The sequence below is a fragment of the Bacillus sp. BR3(2024) genome (assembly GCF_039134555.1).
Lineage (GTDB): Bacteria > Bacillota > Bacilli > Bacillales > Bacillaceae_G > Bacillus_A > Bacillus_A cereus.
In genome coordinates this window covers 3,202,085-3,223,219 of sequence record NZ_CP152433.1, presented here as the reverse complement: position 1 = coordinate 3,223,219, position 21,135 = coordinate 3,202,085, and the positions used below count along the sequence as shown (strand labels likewise).

Below are 21,135 nucleotides of genomic sequence, written 5' to 3'. Positions count from 1 at the left end.
TTCAACAAATAAGTATCAAACAGTAAGAAGAGAATATTTTCCGTATATTTAAACGGAAAAGGGAAATTAAAAATAATATTTATTTGATAGAATACACGAAAACGAGTGGAGGAAATAAAAATATGTCTAATTTACCAAATTGTCCAAAATGTAATTCAGAATACACTTACGAAGATGGGAATCTTTTTGTTTGTCCAGAATGTGCTCATGAGTGGACTTTAGAATTAGAAGCTGAAAATAATGAAGATACAAAGGTAATTAAAGATGCAAATGGAAATATTTTAAACGATGGTGATTCTGTAACAGTAATTAAAGATCTTAAAGTAAAAGGAACTTCATCAGTTGTAAAAATTGGTACAAAAGTAAAGAGTATCCGATTAGTTGATGGAGATCATAATATTGATTGTAAAATTGATGGTTTTGGAGCTATGAAATTAAAATCTGAATTTGTTAAAAAGGTATAAATACAATTTTGTTACATCAAAATTAGTTTGAAGTTAATGAATATACACTGTTTTTCAGCTGTACCCCGTGCCCAACAACTTAAGAATTTCGAATTACCTTGAAATGATAAAATGAACTTTGGGTTATGATTCAGCAGAGTTTTTGGGGAGTACCATGAAATTTTAGCTTGCTAGCAATATAGTACTGCCGAAATATTTGAAATAGCTATAAGACTATTCTTTCGATGGTATGATGAAAGATGTGGAAAAGGAATAGGTGTCAATCAGACCTCAATATTAACCTTCACTATTAGCAACAAAAAACCACCTCTCATAAAGGTGGTTTTTCAGTATTAATATATTTTAATTAGTCACGTCTAAATGGCCCTTTTGGAGCAATTAGCTCTAAATTAGTACCATCTGAATCAGGGAAGTAGGCAACTCCTGTACCAATTCCAGATTTCTAGCCATCTTCTTGAAAGATAATTGGTTCTCCATATGGGTGCTATCTTATGCCCATCAGGCTAACAAAATGGATTGCCTCTGAAACAAAAAAATGATTTTTATTACTATAAAAAACGTAAAGTATCTGTTTTTAGAAAAAATTAATTTTTGTAAATTGATGGAGATATAACTCAATTCTTTTATATATTTAGTTAAATATGATTGTCAGAATGAACTTAAAGTAATTATGATTTCTAGAAATGCGAACTGATGTTTTGAATTGGTTTAAAGTTGCTGGAACAAAATAAAACCAATTGAGCAAAAAAACTTGCAAAAATAAAAAGAGAGATGTATATTAATTGATGTATCAATAATTGATATATCAATTAATATTTTGACAAGAAAGAAAAGGAACATTTTATGAAGGAAATGTTCGTAAATATCAGTGGAGAAGAACGCAAAATACTTATTCATGTTCTATTACAGGTGCAAAAAAATGTAGAGAATATTAAAGAATAGAGAGTGTAGGGGGCAGAATAGTGTGGAAATAATCGCAGCTATTTTAGTCGGGATCGTAGCATTAGAACATTTGTTTATCATGATCCTTGAAATGTTTTTTATTGATTCAAAAGTAGCGAAACGTGCTTTCAAATTACCGAAGCATTTAGAAGGAGATCGAAACGTAGCCATTATGTTTGCAAACCAAGGTTTATATAATGGATTTTTAGCGGCTGGTCTCATTTGGGGACTTGTACTTGGACTCAATCCAATTGGTTATATGGTCCAATTATTTTTCGTAATTTGTGTGGTGATAGCAGCTATTTTCGGAGGTTTCACATCTAATAAATCAATTATTGTGAAACAAGGACTTCCAGCTGTTTTAGCACTGGTTGCCCTTTTATGTATGATATAGAATCAAAGTTTCTCAATAAAAGAACTCATTTTTGAAAAATACGCTATTCTTTCTGTAGAATTATAGGAAAGGATGGCGTTTTTGTATGTCTATTTCTATAAGTAGTGAATTATAACTATTCCCTCAAGGGACTCAACTGCTTTTCAGCTTTTGGATATATTTTCATCCATCTTTGTTTCCTCCTATTGTTGGATAGTGTAATAATTGATAAAAATTTTGATGAAATTGGATTATAACGATTGATCAAAAAAGTTAGTGATTAAAAATATTATTCTTTAGTACATACATTTTTAAGATGTTAAATATATTTCATAATAGTCTCTGTAAGATAGGGATAAGTAGAATAGTACTTTAAAGTACCTATAGCACTTTAAAGTGCGTACTTTTTATAACTTTGAATATCATTCATAATAGCACCAGTAAGAAGAAAACAAGCTTTACGGTACTACTAGTTACCAACGATGTTACAGCAGTTTATTTGGAATCAGATTGATTGAAGGGTTGTACTATATGGCCTAATAATTTCGAAAAAATGTCGGTGTGGCATAAAACAATTATGGAGGTTAAAAATATGAGCACTTCAAATTTGAATGAAATAAGTAAACAAATTTTAAAAGAGGAGGAAACGCTTCAATTTTCCTCTTTTACAAATGAAGATGCCTTGCAACTAGGTTTATTTATCGTTGAAACAGCAAAGCGAGAGGGGAAATTGATTGCTGTTGATATAACGAAAAATGGTGTGCAATTATTTCATTTCAAGATGACAGGGACAAATGCGGAAAATACGAAATGGATTGAGCGTAAAAAACGAGTCGTTTCCCTGCATGATCGTAGCTCGTATTATATGCAGATACAAAGTGAAATAACTGGAATTTCATATAATGAAAAATATCTTTTAGATACTTCGGAATATGCTGCGTTTGGTGGATGCTTTCCTATCAGGATAAAAAACGTAGGGGTTATTGGAATGATAACAGTTTCAGGATTACCACCAGAAGAAGATCACGAATTGGTAGTAAGAGCAGTTAAAAATCATTTGAACCAATAGTTGTAACTAGTCAATAGATAATTAAATTTAGGGGGCAATACTATGCCATTAATCGAGCTAAATACTTGGCCAACCATGTCAACAGAAGAAAAGAAGGAATTTATTTATAGTGTAACGGAACTTACAATAAAACTATTAAAAATTGTCCCTGACAAAATTCAAGTGTTGATAACGGAACTTGAGAAAGAAAACTGGGGGAAAGCTGGGGCTGTAGCAAGTGATGCTACCTTTGCTGTGAAAAGTAGGGTGTCCGATTGGGAGACAAAAGAGTCTTACGATACACTAGGTCGTAACGTTAATGGAATGGCTATTATTAAGGTTGATATATGGAATACATTTGATCAAGAGACAAAGGATAAGTGGGTAAACGAACTTACACAAGTAACATCTAAATATACTCATGCACCTTTGGATAAAGTGCTAATTCTTATTCGTGAAATGATTCCAGGGAACTGGGGACAAAGTGGTGTAACAGGAGCTAATGCAGATTTCCTTTCCAAAAGTCGTACATTTTAATCATTAAATAAAAAAGGCAAAAATGAACACATTTCTGTTCGTTTTTGCCTTTTTATTATTTGTCTGTGGTAATGAACATGATCCTTTATATGTTTAAGTAATATTCTCTAAAGTTGCCTCTACGGGAAAGTGTATTTCTTCATTTGAAAGTCTTTTTCATGGAATGTAGATTTCAATTTTTGAGCAAAATAAGCTAGGTTATATAAATGTTACTTTTTAGTACCTATAGTACTTTAAAGTACGTACTTTTTATTAGGGTGATTATCATTCATAATAGCACATGTAAGAGAGAAACAAGCTTTACGGTACTGGTAACTAACTATGTTACTTTTTAGTACCTACAGCACTTTAAAGTACGTACTATTCATTGTATTGAATATATTTCATAATAGTACATGTAAGAGAGAGACAAGCTTTACGGTACTAAAAAGTACCTATAGTACTTTAAAGTGCGTTCTTTAAAAAAAGAATGAAACCATTCATAATAGCGTTTGTAGAGATTAAATATGTTTTTTAGAAGATAAAAGGGCCTTTTTATCGCACTATTATGATAGGAATTATAGGGAAGAGGGGAAACTCAATTGAATTCATATACAGCATCGTCTTCAGAAGTTCAGACGAATCGAAGAAGTATATTTGCGTTGTTAGCGTTAGCAATTAGTGCGTTCGGGATTGGGACAACTGAATTTGTTAGTGTCGGTTTATTACCATCTATTTCGGAAGATTTACATGTGTCGGTTACAACGGCTGGTTTAACAGTTTCTTTATATGCGTTAGGCGTAGCGTTTGGGGCTCCAGTATTAACGTCATTAACAGCTAATATGTCACGAAAAACGTTATTAATGTGGATTATGATTATTTTCATTATTGGTAACGGAATCGCAGCGGTAGCAACAAGCTTCACTGTATTACTTATTGCGCGAATTATTTCTGCACTTTCGCATGGTGTGTTTATGTCAATTGGTTCAACAATTGCTGCGGCACTTGTCCCAGAAAATAAACGGGCTAGCGCGATTGCGATTATGTTTACTGGTGTAACAGTTGCAACTATTACAGGTGCACCAATTGGAACATTTATTGGTCAACAATTTGGCTGGAGAACATCATTTTTAGCAATTGTAGTAATTGGAATTATCGCCTTAATTGCAAATAGTATTCTCATTCCATCTAATATGAAAAAAGGTGCGTCTGTATCATTCCGCGATCAATTTAAACTGATTACGAACGGAAGACTGTTACTAGTTTTCATTATTACTGCATTAGGATATGGGGGAACATTCGTAACTTTTACGTATTTATCTCCGTTATTACAAGAGGTAACAGGATTTAAAGCAAATACGGTTACTATCATTTTATTAGTGTATGGAATCGCCATTGCGATAGGGAATGTGATTGGCGGAAAATTATCGAATCATAATCCAATTCGAGCGCTATTCTACATGTTCTTTATTCAAGCGATTATACTATTTGTTTTAACATTTACGGCACCATTTAAGGTAGCTGGGTTAATCACAATTATTTTAATGGGGCTATTCGCATTTATGAATGTTCCAGGGTTACAAGTATATGTCGTAATGTTAGCTGAACGATTTGTACCGAGTGCTGTCGATGTTGCATCGGCAATTAATATTGCGGCGTTTAATGCTGGGATTGCTCTTGGTGCTTATTTAGGCGGTATTGTAACGAACTCGTTAGGGTTAATTCATACAGCTTGGGTAGGCGGCATTATGGTAGTAGGTGCTGTTATTTTAACAGCATGGAGCATGACATTAGAAAAAAGAGATCAAGTAAAATAAAAGGAGAGAAAATAAAATGAAAAACTTACAAAGTAAAACAGTATTAAGTAATGGTGTGGAAATGCCTTGGTTTGGTTTAGGTGTATTTAAAGTAGAAGAAGGACCAGAACTTGTAGAAGCGATTAAATCAGCAATTAAAGCAGGATACCGCAGCATTGATACAGCTGCAATTTACGGAAATGAAGCAGCTGTAGGTGAGGGGATTCGTGCCGGTATTGAAACAACTGGTATTTCAAGAGAAGAATTATTTATTACTTCAAAAGTATGGAACGCAGATCAAGGATATGAAGAAACGATTGCTGCATACGAAGAGAGCTTAAAAAAATTAAAGCTAGATTATTTAGATTTATATCTTGTTCACTGGCCTGTAGAAGGGAAATATAAAGATACATGGAGAGCGTTAGAAACACTTTATAAAGAAAAGCGTGTACGTGCAATTGGCGTAAGTAATTTCCAAATTCACCATCTGCAAGATGTAATAAAAGATGCAGAAATTAAGCCGATGATCAACCAAGTAGAATACCATCCTCGTTTAACACAAAAAGAATTACAAGCTTTCTGTAAAGAACAAGGTATTCAAATGGAAGCATGGTCACCACTTATGCAAGGTCAATTATTAGATAATGAAACATTACAGGCTATTGCTGAGAAACATGGTAAAACAACAGCACAAGTGATTTTACGTTGGGACCTTCAAAATGAAGTGATCACAATTCCAAAATCAACGAAAGAGCACCGCATTATTGCAAATGCAGATGTATTTAACTTTGAATTAACGAAAGAAGATATGGAAAAAATCGATGCATTAAATCAAAATCACCGCGTTGGTCCAGATCCTGATAACTTTGATTTCTAATAGAAATGAGTAAAAAGAGTGCAAAAATTGCACTCTTTTTTTATTGAATAGACAATAAAATGTTTCTGTTTATATTATGACTTTTAAATTACTTTAGACGAGCTAAAGAACTGATTAACAGTATTAAAGTTTGACATAAAATAATGGATTCTATATTATATATGCTATAGCATGTAAATTACGATTTATTTAGAGGTGGCATATGGACTTATATGAGTTAACAGGACATCTTGTTCATCATACGGATGTGAAGTTAACAAATTATATAATGTAAGTTTTTAATCACATATTGCTTATAAAATTTATCCTTTGTATGCTATAGCATACAAAATACACCTCTTAACTTGTAATGTTCAAAATTTAAATAACATAGTAGAAAATTCATGAAGCGAGGAGATTTTAGTAATGGAAAAATTCATATTAGCGTTTGATAGAGAACTTGTAATTGCAGAAAAAAAAGACTCAACATGGAGCGTCCAATCGCAGTTTGTAGGTGCGAATCCGGTTGCGTTAGCTTCAGATCCATACGATCCAGAAAGAATGTATTGTGGTACCTTTGACAGGGGATTATGGAGAAGTAAAGATGGAGGAAGTTCATGGGAAGCGATTGGTGCGTTACCTTCCTTTGGTGAAGTGTTCCCAGCAAATGCTATTCATATGAGAGCTATTACAGCAGTTTCTGTATCTCCAGCGAAGGGGGATGACGGTAACGGGATTGTATATGTAGGAACTGAACCGAGCGCAATGTTCGTATCCAAAAATGGAGGAGACAGTTTTGAGCTGCTAACTGATTATCGACAAATGCCATCATATTCATCATGGTTCTTTCCTCAAAGAACATATACACACCATGTAAAACATATTGAAATTGATGCTAATAATCCAGAAACTATTTATACGACTATTGAGGTAGGCGGATTAATTAAAAGTGTAGATGGAGGTAAGACATGGACTGAGGAAAAAGAGGGGAACTATCCTCAAGATATTCACATTCTTAAATCACATGGCGATGCGCCAAATCGTTTATACGGGGTGTTAGGTGATTCATTCTTGAAAGAACCAGGTCAAGAGTATGCGGAGAGTAATGATGGAGGTAAGACTTGGAACTATATGTGTAGCGGGCTAAAGCATCATTACGCATATCAAATGGCAGTTAACCCAAATGATCCAGAAAATATTATTATCGCGACATCTTCAAATCCACACGTAGCGCATGATTACAATAATGGAAATTGTGAATCATTTATTTATAAGAAAGAAAAAAATCAGTCTTGGGCAGAAATGAATGTAGGTTTACCAACTCCTAAAGGCACAATCATACCAGTATTAAAGGCAACAAGTGATGGAACGTTTTATCTGTTTAGCAATAAAGGAGTGTATCAGTCAGTAGACGGTGGTTCAAATTGGACATCATTAGAGATTCCTTGGGAGAATAGATTTATGGAACAACATCCTTATGAGATGTTAATTATTAAATAAGTGACAGGTATAGTTTTTACTACTATTCATTGGTAATGTTTAGTTGAATTTAAATTAAAAATGTAAAAAGCCAGGTAATGTGTTATTCATGCTACCTGGCTTTTTTGACCAGCAATTTAAGGTTATTTTCATATTTGTGTAAATATGAAACAAGCAGGATACATGAATAGAGAATGGGTAAAATAATACCGAATGATCACTAGATTGTATCAATGATGCTATAAGTGTTTTTTTAGGGAAACTGAAGCAAGAAGCAGTGGTTTAGATTCAGAATGACTAGCAATTGGTGTTATGGTGTTCAATGGTTCAAAAATGAACTCATTCAACTCATATTATCTTCGCAATGTATCATTTTGAAGAATATTAAAACTTAGGAGGAAATGAATTATGACAAAAGATTTCTATACTGCACTGAAAGAAAGACGTACTTATTATGGAATTAACAAAGAGGTACAAGTATCGGATGAAAAAATTAAAGAAATTGTGGAGTTTGCTGTGAAATATACTCCATCAGCTTTCAATTCTCAAACTGCGCGATTAGTTGTATTATTTGGTGAAGCTCATGATAAATTATGGGATATTACAACTGAAACATTAAGAAAAGTAGTTGGAGATGGAGATTTCTCAGGAACGCAACAAAAAATGGATTCTTTTAAAGCTGGTTATGGAACAGTACTATTCTTTGAAGATGAGGCTATCGTTAAATCGCTTCAAGAAAAATTTGCTGCATATGCTGAAAACTTCCCAATTTGGTCACACCAAGCATCAGGTATGCACCAATTAGTCGTGTGGACAGGTTTAGAAGCAGAGGGATTAGGGGCATCTTTACAACATTATAATCCATTAATTGACGATGAGGTAAAACAAGAATGGAATGTTCCTGCTAATTGGAAACTAATTGCACAAATGCCATTTGGTAATCCAACAGCTGCACCAGGTGAAAAAGAATTCCAACCACTTGAAGAGCGTGTGAAATTTCATAAGTAATATTCAAATGCAATAAAATGGAAATTTAATTAGTGGTGGTCTTACTGTCCGCAAATAGCGGGATAAGCTAACTGTATTGCGAAAATAAAACTGTTTAGTTACAAAAATTCTATTTATTATTTCTGTTAATCGAGTATGTATTAATAAAAGTTGTTAAAATCACTATTTTAATCTTTAAAGGAACAAGGTGATCGGTTTGATCATCTTGTTTCATTTCTTAAATTTTATTTTATTCATTAAAAAACGCTAGCTTTTCATAAATGCTTGAAAAACTAGCGTTTTAATAATAGGTATCTGTAATTTGATTACTTAAAACTATATACGAAAAAGCTTTTATGTTATTCCTCAAGTTCTATCCATTCCTGTGACCATTCTTCTATTCCGCGAATAATAGCTTCTAAAGCAAATCCTTTTTGAGTTAAAGAATATTCTATACGAACTGGTGTCTCAGGAAAGACTTTACGTTCGACAATTCCTTCTAGTTCTAATTCTTTCAATCTTTCTGAAAGTAATCTTCCGCTAACAGGAAGAGAAGATTCAAGCGTACAAAAGCGCTGAGATCCAGAAAAAAGTTGGTAAATAATTAGTGCTGTCCATCGTTGGCTAAAAAATTTCATTCCTTTTTCAAAGCGAGGGCATAATGTAGAATCATTCATTTTCCTTCACCTCCTAAAACAAATTATATAACATCTTACTATTAGTAACAAATGTTTTTATAATTAATTACTTGACGTAAATTAATTACGAATGTATACTCACTTACATAAAGTAACTAAGTTGTTTTATGTAACTAAAACTCTTTTCTTTAAATGGCCAAAGTTGTAATGATACATATTGCATATAAGCTGAGAGAAAAAAGAATAGCATCTGTAAAAACACTTACGTTGTGTAAGTTAAACAATAAAAAATATAACAATGGAAGAGAATTTTTAGAGATTCTCAATACTAGGAGGTACCTAATGGTTACAACAGATACAATTCATATGTTAGAAGATAAAATTCAATTTATACATCAAGATGGAAAGGATATTTATTTAGTAGGACCTATCAAATTGCCAATTAATTTATATGGGGAGACTAAAATTTTCCAATGGTATTCTTGGTTACAATGTAGTGAGGTTACAAATAGTGTAGAAGGAATTATCAAAAAACTCTCATCTATTAATTTAGCTGATATGCAGCAATCTAGTGTGCTTGTATATGGTGATTTTGAGAATTCTGAAGATGCCCTAATTCGTATGCATAGTATTTGTCACACCGGTGATATCTTTGGTAGTAAACGTTGTGACTGTGGATTCCAATTAAAGCAGTCTTTACAAATGATTACAGAACATGGTTCAGGTGCTTTATTTTACTTAGCGAATCATGAAGGAAGAGGAATTGGTTTGTTTAGTAAAGCAATGACGTACCTCTTGCAAGAAAATGGGTTAGATACAGTAGAAGCTAATCTGAACCTAGGCTTTGAAGATGATGTTCGAAACTATGATGATACAATTGAAGTATTAAAAGCGCTACGCTCAAAACCTGTAAAACTTATTACAAATAATCCAAAAAAATTAGAAGCGTTACAAAAAGCTGGATTAAATGTTACGAGTCGTGAACCGTTATGGGGTGATATCTCAGAGTTTAATGAGAAATATTTGCAAACGAAGATTCAGCGTTCTGGACATTTTGAAGGGGGACACTTACATGCTTGAGCATGAATTGTATATGAAGCTAGCACTAGAAAATGCCAAGGCTATGAAGGGACAAACGACTCCAAATCCATTGGTTGGATCTGTAATTGTAAATGATAATCGAATTGTAGGGGTCGGAGCACATATGAAGGCCGGAGAACCACATGCCGAAATACATGCGATACGTATGGCTGGAGAACAGGTACGTGGTGCTACAATCTATGTAACTCTTGAACCTTGTTCTCATCATGGTAGAACAGGGCCTTGTGCTGAAGCAATTGTACAAGCAGGAATTAAGAAGGTAGTAGTTGCTACACTTGATCCAAACCCGCTTGTTTCTGGACGTGGAATTAAAATTCTACAAGATGCAGGTATTGAAGTACTTGTAGGAGTGTGTGAAGAAGAATCTAAAAAAATGAATGAAGTCTTTAATAAATATATTTTGACAAAGCGTCCATTTGTAACGATTAAATCAGGAGTTACATTAGACGGTAAAATCGCTACGTCTTCATCGGATAGTAAGTGGATTACATCTACAGAAGCAAGACAAGAAGTACACCAAATACGAAACGAAAATGCGGCTATTTTAGTAGGAGCGAATACTGTTCAAAAGGATAATCCATCATTGACAACGCGTATTCCAAATGGACGAAATCCAATTCGAATAATATTGGACTCGACATTACGCATACCGATGGAAGCTAATGTTGTTACAGATGGAGAAGCTCCTACCTGGATATTTACAACAAGTAATCATGCAGCGAAAAAAAAGATAGCATTAGAAAATGCAGGAGTTAAAGTATTTGTTACTAGCGGAGAAAAGCATATAAACTTACATGAAATGCTTGATGTTTTAGGGCAAAAAGGAGTTTCCTCCCTGCTTATTGAAGGTGGTGGAGAGGTAAATGCTTCGTTTATTGAAAATAAATTGATGGATAAACTTATATTATATGTCGCACCAAAAATTATTGGGGGCAGATTGGCGCCTAGCTTTGTAGAGGGGACTGGTATTACTAAAATGCAAGATGCAATTGAATTTAAGGATGTATCATTTACCCAGGTTGGAAAAGATTATAGATTTATTGGCTATCCAGAATATCGGAAAATATAAGGAGAATAAAAGCTACTTATATTTTCCGATAAATGGATTGCAGAAAGGAGCGATGAAGAGTGAAGTTTGGATTTGATATCGATGATACATTAATTGATTTAAGGCAGCATGCTTTTCATTTATATAATAAGAAATTAAACAAAAAAGTAGGATTGGATGTATTTCATTCTTTAAAAACAATTGAAATTCATGAAGCATTTGGCATGACTTCGGAGGAAGGCAGTCATATGTGGAATAGTTTGCTGGATGAGATTTATTATACTTCTTGTTCACCGTTTCCATATGCAGTAGAGACATTACAAGAATTAGAAAAACAGGGACATGAAATATACTATATAACAGCACGGCCTAAAGAACATGGAGAGCAAACAAAAAAATGGTTAATAGAAAAAGGTTTTCCGGTACATGAAGATCGCTTTTTCTATGGAATGAAGGATGAAGAAAAAATACACTTCATACAAGAAATAAAATTAAACTATTTCTTTGATGATAAGCCGGCAGTCTTAGAAACGTTAATAGGAAAACCGATAAATGTGTATGCAAAAACTACTTCTTACAATCAACATCTCAATATCCCGCGGATTACAAGTTGGACGGAGTTAGGAGATATTATAAAGAAAGAAATGTGAGGATTTAACTGGCAAATCAAATAGAGCTAAGAGTATATTGAGTGTTACAATTTTAGAGGAAAGACATAGGTGTTATGTCTTTCCTTATTTTTTAATACTATCGTTTTTATTAGTGTGATGTGCTAGGAGTACTTCTAATAGAGAGGAAATAGAAAAATGAGCAATAAGAAAAATATTTTTAAGCTAGTCTTGTATGGTAGTGTAATTTATACATCAATGATGGGTTCCCCTAGTGCCACAATATTTTTGGATATTTTGGATGAGAAGTTCAAGAATTAATAGGGTGTGTTCATAATCATGAATTTTTGGAAAACCAAAATTACAATGTTAGGTTATTTTGAATCAGTAGTGGATGATATGCAAAATTGCATATTACAAAATAAACATCGTAATTTTTGGATTCTTGGTATAAAATACATTACTTAAACTATATATTAGAATGGAGAAAGTGAATTGGAATTATTAAGAAACAGTAAGGTTGGTACAAAACTAAACATATTAATAACTATATCAAGTATTGCATGTATAGTATTATCCCTAATAGGGTTTTGGGGATTAGAAAGAGGGAAAAGTACTTCCTCTAATATGTATGAGGATAATTTACTACCAATTGAGTGGATTGGTATTGTAGAATCTAATTTTTATCATGTTAATATGAACTTTATGGAAATTATGGTATCAAAAGATGAAAAAAGAATGAATGAATTAATAAGAGAAATGGACGGAATTCGTCAGGAAAATGATTATCTTTTAAAGCAGTTTGAGGCTAAAGTTATTTCTACTAAAGAAAAAGAATTATATAACACGTTTTATGAAACATTTAATAAATTAAGAACTCAAATGAAGAAAGCGCAAGAATTAGGGAAATCTAATAATGAGGAAGCATATGCATATTACCTAAAAGAGATTGAACCTAATATGCAAAAATCAATAAAATCAATTCGTGAATTAATTTTATATAATAGTAATAATGCAGAGCTTTTACAGAAGGAAAATAATAATAGTGCTCAAAATACAATGATAATGTTTGTTAGTATTTCGCTTTTAGCAATTTTGATAATTATATTAATTGGATATATTATTAAATTAACTATCCGAAAACCACTTGTGTTACTACAAAATGATATGGAAAAAGTAGCAGCTGGAGATTTAACAACACGTACTCCTTATAAAGCAAATAATGAATTAGGGCATATTGTTCAGTCTTTTAATAGTATGTTAGATAACCTTCAACAATTAATTGCGAATGTTAAGATGACAACACAAGAGGTTATTTCTACTACGGAGGGCGTATTACAAGATACAAATCGAGCGTCTAGTATTTCAAATGAGGTTGTACAGACTGTTTTAGAAGTAAAAACAAAAATAGAAGGACAGGTAACTAGTATTCAGGAGAGCTCATCCTCAATGGAAGAAATTACAACAGGGGTGCAAACTGTAGCTGAATCTTCAGCAGTAGTCGCTGAGGTAGCAGTAACGACTACAGAACGAATAAATATCGGTAGTGAAGTGATAAATCACTCTATTCTTCAAATGAATAGTGTGCATGATGTTGTCGAGGAAACATCAAAAGTAATAAATAAACTTGTTACACGTACACAACAGATTGATACAGCTCTCGCTGCAATTACTAATATTGCCGAACAAACGAATCTTCTTGCCTTAAATGCCGCTATTGAAGCGGCACGTGCTGGAGAGAATGGGAAAGGATTTGCAGTGGTTGCCGCAGAAGTTCGAGACTTGGCTGAGCAATCTAAAGAATCTGCAAAGGAAGTGAATCATTTAATAAAATCCATTCAACAAGATACTCAAGATACAGTTAATGTCATGCGAAAAGGCCAACAGAAGGCAGTAGAAGGAAAAGAAGCTGCCCACAAAGCGAATCAAACCTTCTTGTCTATTATGAGAGATATTGATAAGATTACAAGTCAAATTCAAGAAGTATCCGCAGCGACAGAAGAGATGTCTGCTGGTACAGAAGAAGTAAATGCTTCTCTTTCGCTAGTTTCTGAAACTGCAACGGATGTAAAAAAAGAGACTCTTCAAACAGTAAAATCAATTCAATCACAAGCTGTATCAATTGAACAAATATCAATTCAATCTAACAAAATGAAAGAAAAGGTGGAAGAATTAACGGAACTGGTTTCAAAATTTAATATTACAGAATAAGATAATTTATTCAATTACAAATGTAATAACATGTATGAAAACACATGAAGACTTAAGGGGCTTCGTGTGTTTTTTTATTGAATAATGTATGAAATAATATTGGATCATTTCACGGTATTTCAAAAATTTCGGTTTTATATCCATATATGCAAAATTACATATATTTAATGATTGATAATCATGAGCTAATGTAACTATAATAATTACACTAATAAGTAACTTACTGACGACAGTTATAAGTAAAGAAGGAGGGTTTTATTGTATTTTGTATATAAAAAATAGAAAAGGAGATATGTAAATGAAAAGGCTACTTGTTATAGGCATCATGTATACAATGTTTTTCCTCATAGGAAATATACACTTACATGCTGATGAACGAACAAATGTAAAAGAAATTACTAGTTTAGAAGAGCCTACTTGGATATTTCAGGCGGGCATAAGTAAGGGTAAATATCACGATCGACAAGATTTAGGATTTATTTTGCAGAGAAATACACCATTAAAGGTAAGACAAACGAATCCTAATTTTAAAGACAAATTAACATTACGTTTATTGTCTAATGACTCTAAAAATGAAAAATCCATACAAGTAGGAAATGAATGGATTACCATTCAAGGTGATACGCCTTTAGTTCCTTTCATAGATACTCCGTATGGTGAAGAGCACGCTGTACTTGAGTACCAACTAGGGAATGAAAGTGCTACTAAACCTCTTCCGATTTATAAACAACAAGGAAGTGTATCTCAATTTTTTAGTACATGGGATCAATTTGATGGAGAGTATGCGTTAATTCAAGGGGAGAGTTTTCAATTATTTGTACCTAAAAAAGATAAAGAGTTAGTAAGATCTTTAAAAGATTTTCAATCGTTGGATGAGTTAATTGCGTATTATGAAAATATTTTTGCGATGTATGATTCAATTATTGGTTTAGATGGTTCAGCGGTTGAAAATAAAAAAAGTCAAAATCGTTATTTTTTAAAAGCAGATATATCCGGTGCTGGCGGTGCCTATTATGGTGCAAATTGGACAGCGAATAGTTCAGATAGTACAAAGATGTGGTTAGATAAACTGAGTTGGGGAACTTTACATGAAATCGCTCACGGATACCAAGCTGGTTTTGATAATCAAGGAATATTTACAGGAGAAGTTTCTAATAATCTATTCGGTGTTCAATATCAATATAGTAAATATGGAAAAAAAGCAGATCAAGTTGGTTGGTTGTTTAATTTCGGGAAAAAGGAACAAGTAGAACGGAATTTATATAATGCTTTAATGAAAGAAAATAAAAATTATGATGACTTAGATTTACGACAAAAACTTATTCTTTTAACGATGGCGAAACAAAAAGCTGGCGATGAAGCTTTTGCAAAAATGTATCAAGGTTATCGAAAACTAGCTAGTAATGCTGCTTTTAAAAAAGGTGACCATTCTTTACCAGATTTAATGAATCAGTATTATAGCGAGAATGTACAAGTTGATTTTACACCCGTTTTTGAAAGATGGGGCTTTAAGCTTAATCATAAACAAATAGAGATGAATAGGGCGAAAGGTTATCCGGCAGTTACTTCTTTAGCGTATATAGTGCCTGAATCACAATTAGCTAAGGCGAGAGCTCTAGTTGATCCTGATATTCCGATAAACTCTAACTTTGAAATAGTTACGAATCAGCAAATTGCTTCACTTGGGTTAAAAGGGAATTTGCATATCCATTTAAATACAAATGAAATAGATACATTGAAAGGAAGAAAGATTAAATTAAAAGAAGGGAATACAGTTGTTCAAGAAAAAACAATTGAAACAGCAGATATCAATTTACAAGACGTACCAAATGGGGTTTATACGGTTGAAATTTCAGGTGAGAAAATGGATAGAATGTATCATTTCCGTTCGTATTATGCCTATGTAAAGGAAAAGGATAATAGTCTAACGATTGATGTTAACGAAATGAAAGTGAGCAATTTGGTAAATGAAACGATTCAATTCCTAGGATTAGGAGATGATCAGTTTGCCGAATTAAATACAGACTTAGAGCAAAAGCGGGCTGTTTTTACGGTTACTACTAAAACGCCTCATAGCTATTATGCAGATGAAAAATACGCATCAATAGAGGTGTTTAATGAGAAAGGTGAAAAAATTTATACGAAGGAAATGGAAGGGACAAATGTAACGATTGTAAAAGATACTATTCCACTAAAAGAAGGATATAAAATTAAAATCTATCATGATGAAATAAAAAAACGATTAACTAGTAAAGCTACTATTATTAATCCTATGAATAAAACAAATGAATTTATAATGACAAAATGGGGACTGAAAAATACTTATTTAAAAAATAATCCAGAAGAAAATCTTATGAAAAGAATTGATGAAGAAATGGAAGAAATTATAAGTAATCCGGTTTTAAAAGAGATACCAATGCAAAAATTAGAAATGAAAAAGAATGTGTGGATGGCAATAAATATGTTATCAGAACCACAAAAAATAACGTATATGAATAAATATAAAGATAGCTTATATAATGAGTAATTTTTGAGAAATGAAATGAATCTAAAAGTAACGACGCAATCTATCTATATTATGAGGAATCACAATTCATAAACAGTAGATAAACATAGATAGTTTGAAATATCTATGTTTCCAATTCTGAAAAACATTTATTTAACTTGATAATAAGATTAAAAAGGAGTAAAAATATGAAGAATTTCGTAAAGGTAGGTTTAACTACAGGAGTGGTGTTATCGGCGATTATGCCTTATGGAGGAGTACATGCGGCAACAGAAGATTTAAAAGTGGACACAAAGGAGGATACGTTCCGAACAGGTAATTTAACAGCACCTTCTCAAAATTCGGCAGAAAATGTAGCAAAGGATGCACTAAAAGGAAAAACAGAACAAGCATTATCATCAAAGCAAGTTAATACGGAATCCAAAGTTAATTATAATGTTACGCAAAGTCGTAAATCTTATGATGGTACTACATTGGTACGTCTTCAACAAACGTATGAAGGACGTGATGTATACGGATATCAACTAACAGCACATATTAATGATGATGGTGTACTTACGAGCGTTTCAGGGGATAGTGCCCAAGATCTACAACAACAGGAAGATTTGAAACAACCTATTACTTTATCAGAAGAGGATGCAAAAAAACAGCTTTTCAACATCTATGGAAATAATCTCACATTTATTGAAGAACCAGAAATTAAACAAGTGGTATATGTAGATGAAAATACAAATAAAGCTACAAACGCATATCAAATTACTTTTAGTGCATCTACACCTGAATATGTATCTGGTACAGTATTAATTGATGCTTTTGGTGGTAATCTATTAAAAGAACTCGTTCAAAAATTGGGTATACAAGTAGATAGTAGTATTGTCCAATCTGCGACAGCAAATAAATCACAAGATTCTTCAAGATTAACAGGTACAGGAAAAGATGACTTAGGTATTAATCGTACGTTTGGAATTACGCAGCGAAGTGATGGAACGTACATGCTTGCAGATTATTCTCGTGGTAAGGGAATTGAAACATATACTGCTAATTATAAAGATTATAATAATTATAGAAGAAATGTATGGGGTTATCTCGATGATTTAGTAACAAGTAATTCTACAAATTTTACTGATCCTAAAGCAGTTAGTGCTCATTATTTAGCAACGAAAGTATATGATTTTTATCAAGAAAAATATGGCCGTAACAGCTTTGATAATAACGGACAAAAAGTAATTTCTGTCGTTCATGGTTGGAACACAAATGGTACGAATAAAGGAAATCCTAAGCAGTGGTTTAATGCATTTAGTAATGGAGCTATGCTAGTATACGGAGATCCAATTGTTAGAGCATTTGATGTGGCAGGACATGAATTTACACACGCGGTTACAAGAAATGAGTCTGGACTTGAGTATGCAGGAGAAGCTGGTGCAATTAATGAGGCTCTATCTGATATTTTAGGAGTAGCAGTTGAAAAGTATGCTAATAACGGAAAGTTCAATTGGACAATGGGAGAACAATCAGGTCGTATTTTTAGAGATATGAAAAACCCATCATCTATCTCTTCTAGATATCCGGAGGACTATAGACATTATAATAACTTACCTATTGATGCTGACCACGATCATGGTGGTGTACACACGAACTCTAGCATTATTAATAAAGTAGCTTACTTGATTGCTAGTGGTGGAAACCATAATGGAGTAAACGTACATGGCATTGGAGAAGATAAAATGTTTGATATTTTCTATTATGCAAATACGGATGAATTAAATATGACTTCTAACTTTAAAGAATTAAAAGAAGCTTGTATTCGTGTAGCAACGAACTTATATGGTAAAGACTCATTAGAAGTACAAGCTGTCCAACAAGCCTTTAAAGCAGCTTATATTTAATAATATTGCGATGAATTATAAACCCTTTTATTTTAATATAGTGATTAATTTGTGTGTATAGGCAAAAACCTTGTAGAATTTTTCTGCAAGGTTTTTTTAGAATTTTATTTTACAAATGTGTTATATGGTTTTTAGTTAATTAGGATAAAAATAATCCTATAACTGTATGTAAGAATGTGTGATTTTACAACCTTTTCTATGATAAAAAAAGATACTACTTTAGCAAATATAAAGAGTTAGAAATTATAGTTTATAGGGCACTTTTTTGTTCCTATGGAACTTTAAAGTGCGTAATTTTCTTTATCGTTAATATATATCATAATGGTATTTATTAGTTGGTTTTAGCTTTACTCTGCTGTTGATGTGATTTTTTAACATGACAATGATTAGAATCAGAATTATCGAGTAGATCTAAATGATGATAATTTCGATTTTTAATTCCGTACAGAGTCCAATAGCTACATAATTTTCGTTTATACTCTTTCGAAAAAAGGGTGGATCTGCTTATTTTCTGTTAAAGATAAGAGAAGTGAACCACAATATAAACGTAATTATTTATTCCAACGTAAGTCAATCATGTAGCACATGAATTTGGAGGGATCTATATGCATATGCAATTAAAAGGAAAAACAGCACTGGTTACTGGATCTACGGCAGGGATTGGAAAAGCAATTGCCACTTCATTAGTAGCGGAAGGAGCTACTGTACTTATTAATGGACGCCGTGAAGAAAATGTTAATCAAACGATAAACGAAATTCGAGCGCAGTATCCGGATGCTATTCTTCAACCTGTAGTAGCTGATTTAGGAACAGAACAAGGGTGCCAAAATGTGATTGAAAAGTACCCTGAAGTAGACATTCTTATTAACAACTTAGGAATTTTTGAACCTGTAGAATATTTTGATATCCCTGATGAAGATTGGTTTAAATTGTTTGAAGTCAATATTATGAGTGGTGTTCGACTTACTCGCTCGTACTTGAAAAAAATGATTGAAAGAAAAGAAGGAAGAGTCATCTTTATTGCTAGCGAAGCAGCTATTATGCCATCTCAAGAAATGGCTCACTATAGTGCGACTAAAACGATGCAACTCTCACTTTCTCGCAGTTTAGCTGAGCTGACGACAGGAACGAATGTGACTGTTAATACTATAATGCCTGGTTCGACTTTAACGGAAGGAGTGGAGACTATGTTAAATAGTCTTTATCCTAATGAGCAATTGACAATAGAAGAAGCTGAGAAGCGATTTATGAAAGAGAATCGACCAACCTCTATTATTCAAAGACTTATTCGACCAGAAGAAATTGCCAATCTTGTCACTTTCTTAAGCAGCCCACTTTCTTCAGCAATTAATGGTTCCGCGTTGCGAATAGACGGGGGATTAGTACGTAGTGTGTTTTAAAAAATTAAAAACAACATAATATTCTGTTGAAGGTAAAGATGGTAAGGCAAATGAGTTGTATTTTATCTATTAATGGAAATATATAAAAAGCAAATTGCGACATGCAAACAGCCGAATTTTCTACTATAAGAAAAATTCGGCTGTTCTTTTTTTACTTGTTGTAAAGGATGGAAAGTTTTTAAGGTTGTGGCACGCCTCTTAAGACAAAGATAAGGCGAAGCAATCCCGCTGTTATTTGTATTATTTAGTGAAAGTTACCAAACGTTTTTCAACACTATTTTCCCAATTGCTTTATTTGACTCCAAATATTCATGTGCTTGTGCAACTTCATCAAACGTAAAAGTTTTAGAATCTAGCAATGGTCGAAGGTGTCCTTCTTCTACTATTTGCGTTAGTTTAGTTAAAATTTCCCCGCAAGCGTCACGTTTATCTGTATGTAATATTTTTAACGCCATAAAAGTAACGTGCAGAGAGAGTCCTTTTGCGTGTAAAGGAGAGAGGTCATGGGTTGAACGAGCTGCAATTGTTACGACAGTTCCGTTGACCGCAGCAGCTTCAAAAGAATGATCAAGATTCTTGCCGCCTACTGTATCAAATATAACTTCAAATCCGTTTCCGTTCGTATGTTTTTGTACATATTCTTGAACAGATTCTTCTTTATAATTAATAGCTATGTCGGCTCCTAGACGATGGGCGATGTCTATTTTGCTTTGCTGAGAAGCTGTTGTGAAAACTTTAGCACCTGCCCATTTAGCTAATTGAATGGCTACGTGTCCTACGCCACCGGTAGCTCCATGAATGAGAACATTTTGACCAGGTTTAATATTTGCACGATCAAATAAAGATTCCCAAGCTGTAATTGCCACTAATGGTAGAGCAGCTGCTTCTTCCATTGTTAGATTTTTAGGTTTGTGAGCAATTAATTGTGCATCAGCAAGCATAAATTCTGCAAGTGCACCTCCAGTTTCTTTAAAACCTCCGGCACATCCGTATACTTCATCCCCACATTTAAATTTCGAAACACCTTCTCCTACTTCAATAACAATACCAGCTACATCGCCGTGTAATATAGCTGGAAACTCAGGAGCGACTGCTGAAACGGCACCACTACGCATTTTTGTATCGATTGGATTTACACTTGTTGCTTTTACATCGATTAGAACATGACCTGGTAAAAGTTTTGGTTTTGAAACTTCTTCTAATTGAAATACAGATGAACCCCCAAAAGAATGGATAATTTGTGCTTTCATAGTTTATACCTCCTGTTTGTGGTTAT

17 protein-coding genes are annotated in these 21,135 nt (G+C 33.1%); 15 read left to right on the top strand and 2 right to left on the bottom strand.

The annotated features are described in order from the left end of the window. Positions 1-122 precede the first annotated feature (122 nt). The 8 genes from V7S45_RS16550 to V7S45_RS16515 all read left to right on the top strand — a co-directional run bounded on the left by V7S45_RS16550 (position 123) and on the right by V7S45_RS16515 (position 8,482). Entirely contained in the window at positions 123-464 is a 342-nt protein-coding gene (locus tag V7S45_RS16550) for a zinc ribbon domain-containing protein YjdM (RefSeq protein ID WP_000067657.1), read from the top strand. 964 nt (positions 465-1,428) lie between these two features. After that, entirely contained in the window at positions 1,429-1,800 is a 372-nt protein-coding gene (locus V7S45_RS16545) for a DUF1304 domain-containing protein (RefSeq protein ID WP_000402472.1), read from the top strand. Between the two features lie 532 nt (positions 1,801-2,332). Continuing rightward, on the top strand, positions 2,333-2,848 hold the full coding sequence (locus V7S45_RS16540; RefSeq protein ID WP_002195678.1) for a heme-degrading domain-containing protein: 516 nt from the start codon (positions 2,333-2,335) through the stop codon (positions 2,846-2,848). Between the two features lie 42 nt (positions 2,849-2,890). Then, complete coding sequence (locus tag V7S45_RS16535; RefSeq protein WP_001128308.1) at positions 2,891-3,364, top strand: tautomerase family protein; 474 nt, start codon at positions 2,891-2,893, stop codon at positions 3,362-3,364. A gap of 581 nt (positions 3,365-3,945) precedes the next feature. Beyond that, a complete protein-coding gene (locus V7S45_RS16530) occupies positions 3,946-5,160 on the top strand; it encodes an MFS transporter (protein WP_001089891.1) in 1,215 nt (404 codons plus the stop codon). A gap of 16 nt (positions 5,161-5,176) precedes the next feature. Continuing rightward, positions 5,177-6,016, top strand: a complete 840-nt coding sequence (locus V7S45_RS16525) for an aldo/keto reductase (protein ID WP_000793565.1) — start codon at positions 5,177-5,179, stop codon at positions 6,014-6,016. 405 nt (positions 6,017-6,421) lie between these two features. Continuing rightward, complete coding sequence (locus V7S45_RS16520; protein ID WP_000410430.1) at positions 6,422-7,495, top strand: hypothetical protein; 1,074 nt, start codon at positions 6,422-6,424, stop codon at positions 7,493-7,495. Positions 7,496-7,882: 387 nt separating this feature from the next. Beyond that, positions 7,883-8,482: a nitroreductase family protein gene (locus V7S45_RS16515; RefSeq protein WP_000158938.1), complete on the top strand. Its 600-nt coding sequence runs from the start codon at positions 7,883-7,885 to the stop codon at positions 8,480-8,482. Between the two features lie 338 nt (positions 8,483-8,820). On the opposite strand, the gene V7S45_RS16510 is transcribed toward V7S45_RS16515, so the two are convergent. Then, entirely contained in the window at positions 8,821-9,138 is a 318-nt protein-coding gene (locus V7S45_RS16510; RefSeq protein WP_001000104.1) for a helix-turn-helix domain-containing protein, read from the bottom strand. Between the two features lie 303 nt (positions 9,139-9,441). Here V7S45_RS16510 and V7S45_RS16505 point away from each other — a divergent pair, with 303 nt between their 5' ends. The 7 genes from V7S45_RS16505 (at position 9,442) to V7S45_RS16475 (ending at position 19,859) form a co-directional block, all read left to right on the top strand. Next, positions 9,442-10,179: a GTP cyclohydrolase II gene (locus V7S45_RS16505; RefSeq protein WP_000258858.1), complete on the top strand. Its 738-nt coding sequence runs from the start codon at positions 9,442-9,444 to the stop codon at positions 10,177-10,179. Beyond that, positions 10,172-11,269, top strand: a complete 1,098-nt coding sequence (gene ribD, locus V7S45_RS16500; RefSeq protein ID WP_000889435.1) for a bifunctional diaminohydroxyphosphoribosylaminopyrimidine deaminase/5-amino-6-(5-phosphoribosylamino)uracil reductase RibD — start codon at positions 10,172-10,174, stop codon at positions 11,267-11,269. Before V7S45_RS16505 ends, ribD begins: the two co-directional genes overlap by 8 nt. Positions 11,270-11,328: 59 nt before the next feature. After that, entirely contained in the window at positions 11,329-11,898 is a 570-nt protein-coding gene (locus V7S45_RS16495) for an HAD family acid phosphatase (RefSeq protein ID WP_000668224.1), read from the top strand. A gap of 453 nt (positions 11,899-12,351) precedes the next feature. Continuing rightward, on the top strand, positions 12,352-14,067 hold the full coding sequence (locus V7S45_RS16490; RefSeq protein WP_000422016.1) for a methyl-accepting chemotaxis protein: 1,716 nt from the start codon (positions 12,352-12,354) through the stop codon (positions 14,065-14,067). A 298-nt stretch (positions 14,068-14,365) separates the two neighbouring features. Then, on the top strand, positions 14,366-16,594 hold the full coding sequence (locus tag V7S45_RS16485; RefSeq protein WP_000826228.1) for a putative mucin/carbohydrate-binding domain-containing protein: 2,229 nt from the start codon (positions 14,366-14,368) through the stop codon (positions 16,592-16,594). Positions 16,595-16,761: 167 nt separating this feature from the next. Beyond that, positions 16,762-18,459 carry a M4 family metallopeptidase gene (locus V7S45_RS16480; RefSeq protein WP_000788190.1) on the top strand — a complete coding sequence of 566 codons (1,698 nt, stop codon included), beginning with the start codon at positions 16,762-16,764 and terminating at the stop codon, positions 18,457-18,459. Positions 18,460-19,064: 605 nt separating this feature from the next. After that, the gene (locus tag V7S45_RS16475) at positions 19,065-19,859 is read left to right on the top strand and encodes an SDR family oxidoreductase (RefSeq protein ID WP_000551092.1); all 795 of its coding nucleotides are present in this window, start codon (positions 19,065-19,067) and stop codon (positions 19,857-19,859) included. A 254-nt stretch (positions 19,860-20,113) separates the two neighbouring features. On the opposite strand, the gene V7S45_RS16470 is transcribed toward V7S45_RS16475, so the two are convergent. Then, on the bottom strand, positions 20,114-21,109 hold the full coding sequence (locus tag V7S45_RS16470; protein ID WP_000647266.1) for a zinc-dependent alcohol dehydrogenase family protein: 996 nt from the start codon (positions 21,107-21,109) through the stop codon (positions 20,114-20,116). Positions 21,110-21,135 lie beyond the last annotated feature (26 nt).

What these genes read in the sequence shown, in the direction of transcription:
- V7S45_RS16550 (WP_000067657.1), top strand. Translation starts at nt 123, where the DNA reads ATGTCTAATTTACCAAATTGTCCAAAATGTAATTCAGAATACACTTAC.
- V7S45_RS16540 (WP_002195678.1), top strand. Translation starts at nt 2,333, where the DNA reads ATGTCGGTGTGGCATAAAACAATTATGGAGGTTAAAAATATGAGCACT.
- V7S45_RS16535 (WP_001128308.1), top strand. Translation starts at nt 2,891, where the DNA reads ATGCCATTAATCGAGCTAAATACTTGGCCAACCATGTCAACAGAAGAA.
- V7S45_RS16525 (WP_000793565.1), top strand. Translation starts at nt 5,177, where the DNA reads ATGAAAAACTTACAAAGTAAAACAGTATTAAGTAATGGTGTGGAAATG.
- V7S45_RS16520 (WP_000410430.1), top strand. Translation starts at nt 6,422, where the DNA reads ATGGAAAAATTCATATTAGCGTTTGATAGAGAACTTGTAATTGCAGAA.
- V7S45_RS16515 (WP_000158938.1), top strand. Translation starts at nt 7,883, where the DNA reads ATGACAAAAGATTTCTATACTGCACTGAAAGAAAGACGTACTTATTAT.
- V7S45_RS16510 (WP_001000104.1), bottom strand. Translation starts at nt 9,138, where the DNA reads ATGAATGATTCTACATTATGCCCTCGCTTTGAAAAAGGAATGAAATTT.
- V7S45_RS16505 (WP_000258858.1), top strand. Translation starts at nt 9,442, where the DNA reads ATGGTTACAACAGATACAATTCATATGTTAGAAGATAAAATTCAATTT.
- ribD (WP_000889435.1), top strand. Translation starts at nt 10,172, where the DNA reads ATGCTTGAGCATGAATTGTATATGAAGCTAGCACTAGAAAATGCCAAG.
- V7S45_RS16485 (WP_000826228.1), top strand. Translation starts at nt 14,366, where the DNA reads ATGAAAAGGCTACTTGTTATAGGCATCATGTATACAATGTTTTTCCTC.
- V7S45_RS16480 (WP_000788190.1), top strand. Translation starts at nt 16,762, where the DNA reads ATGAAGAATTTCGTAAAGGTAGGTTTAACTACAGGAGTGGTGTTATCG.
- V7S45_RS16475 (WP_000551092.1), top strand. Translation starts at nt 19,065, where the DNA reads ATGCATATGCAATTAAAAGGAAAAACAGCACTGGTTACTGGATCTACG.
- V7S45_RS16470 (WP_000647266.1), bottom strand. Translation starts at nt 21,109, where the DNA reads ATGAAAGCACAAATTATCCATTCTTTTGGGGGTTCATCTGTATTTCAA.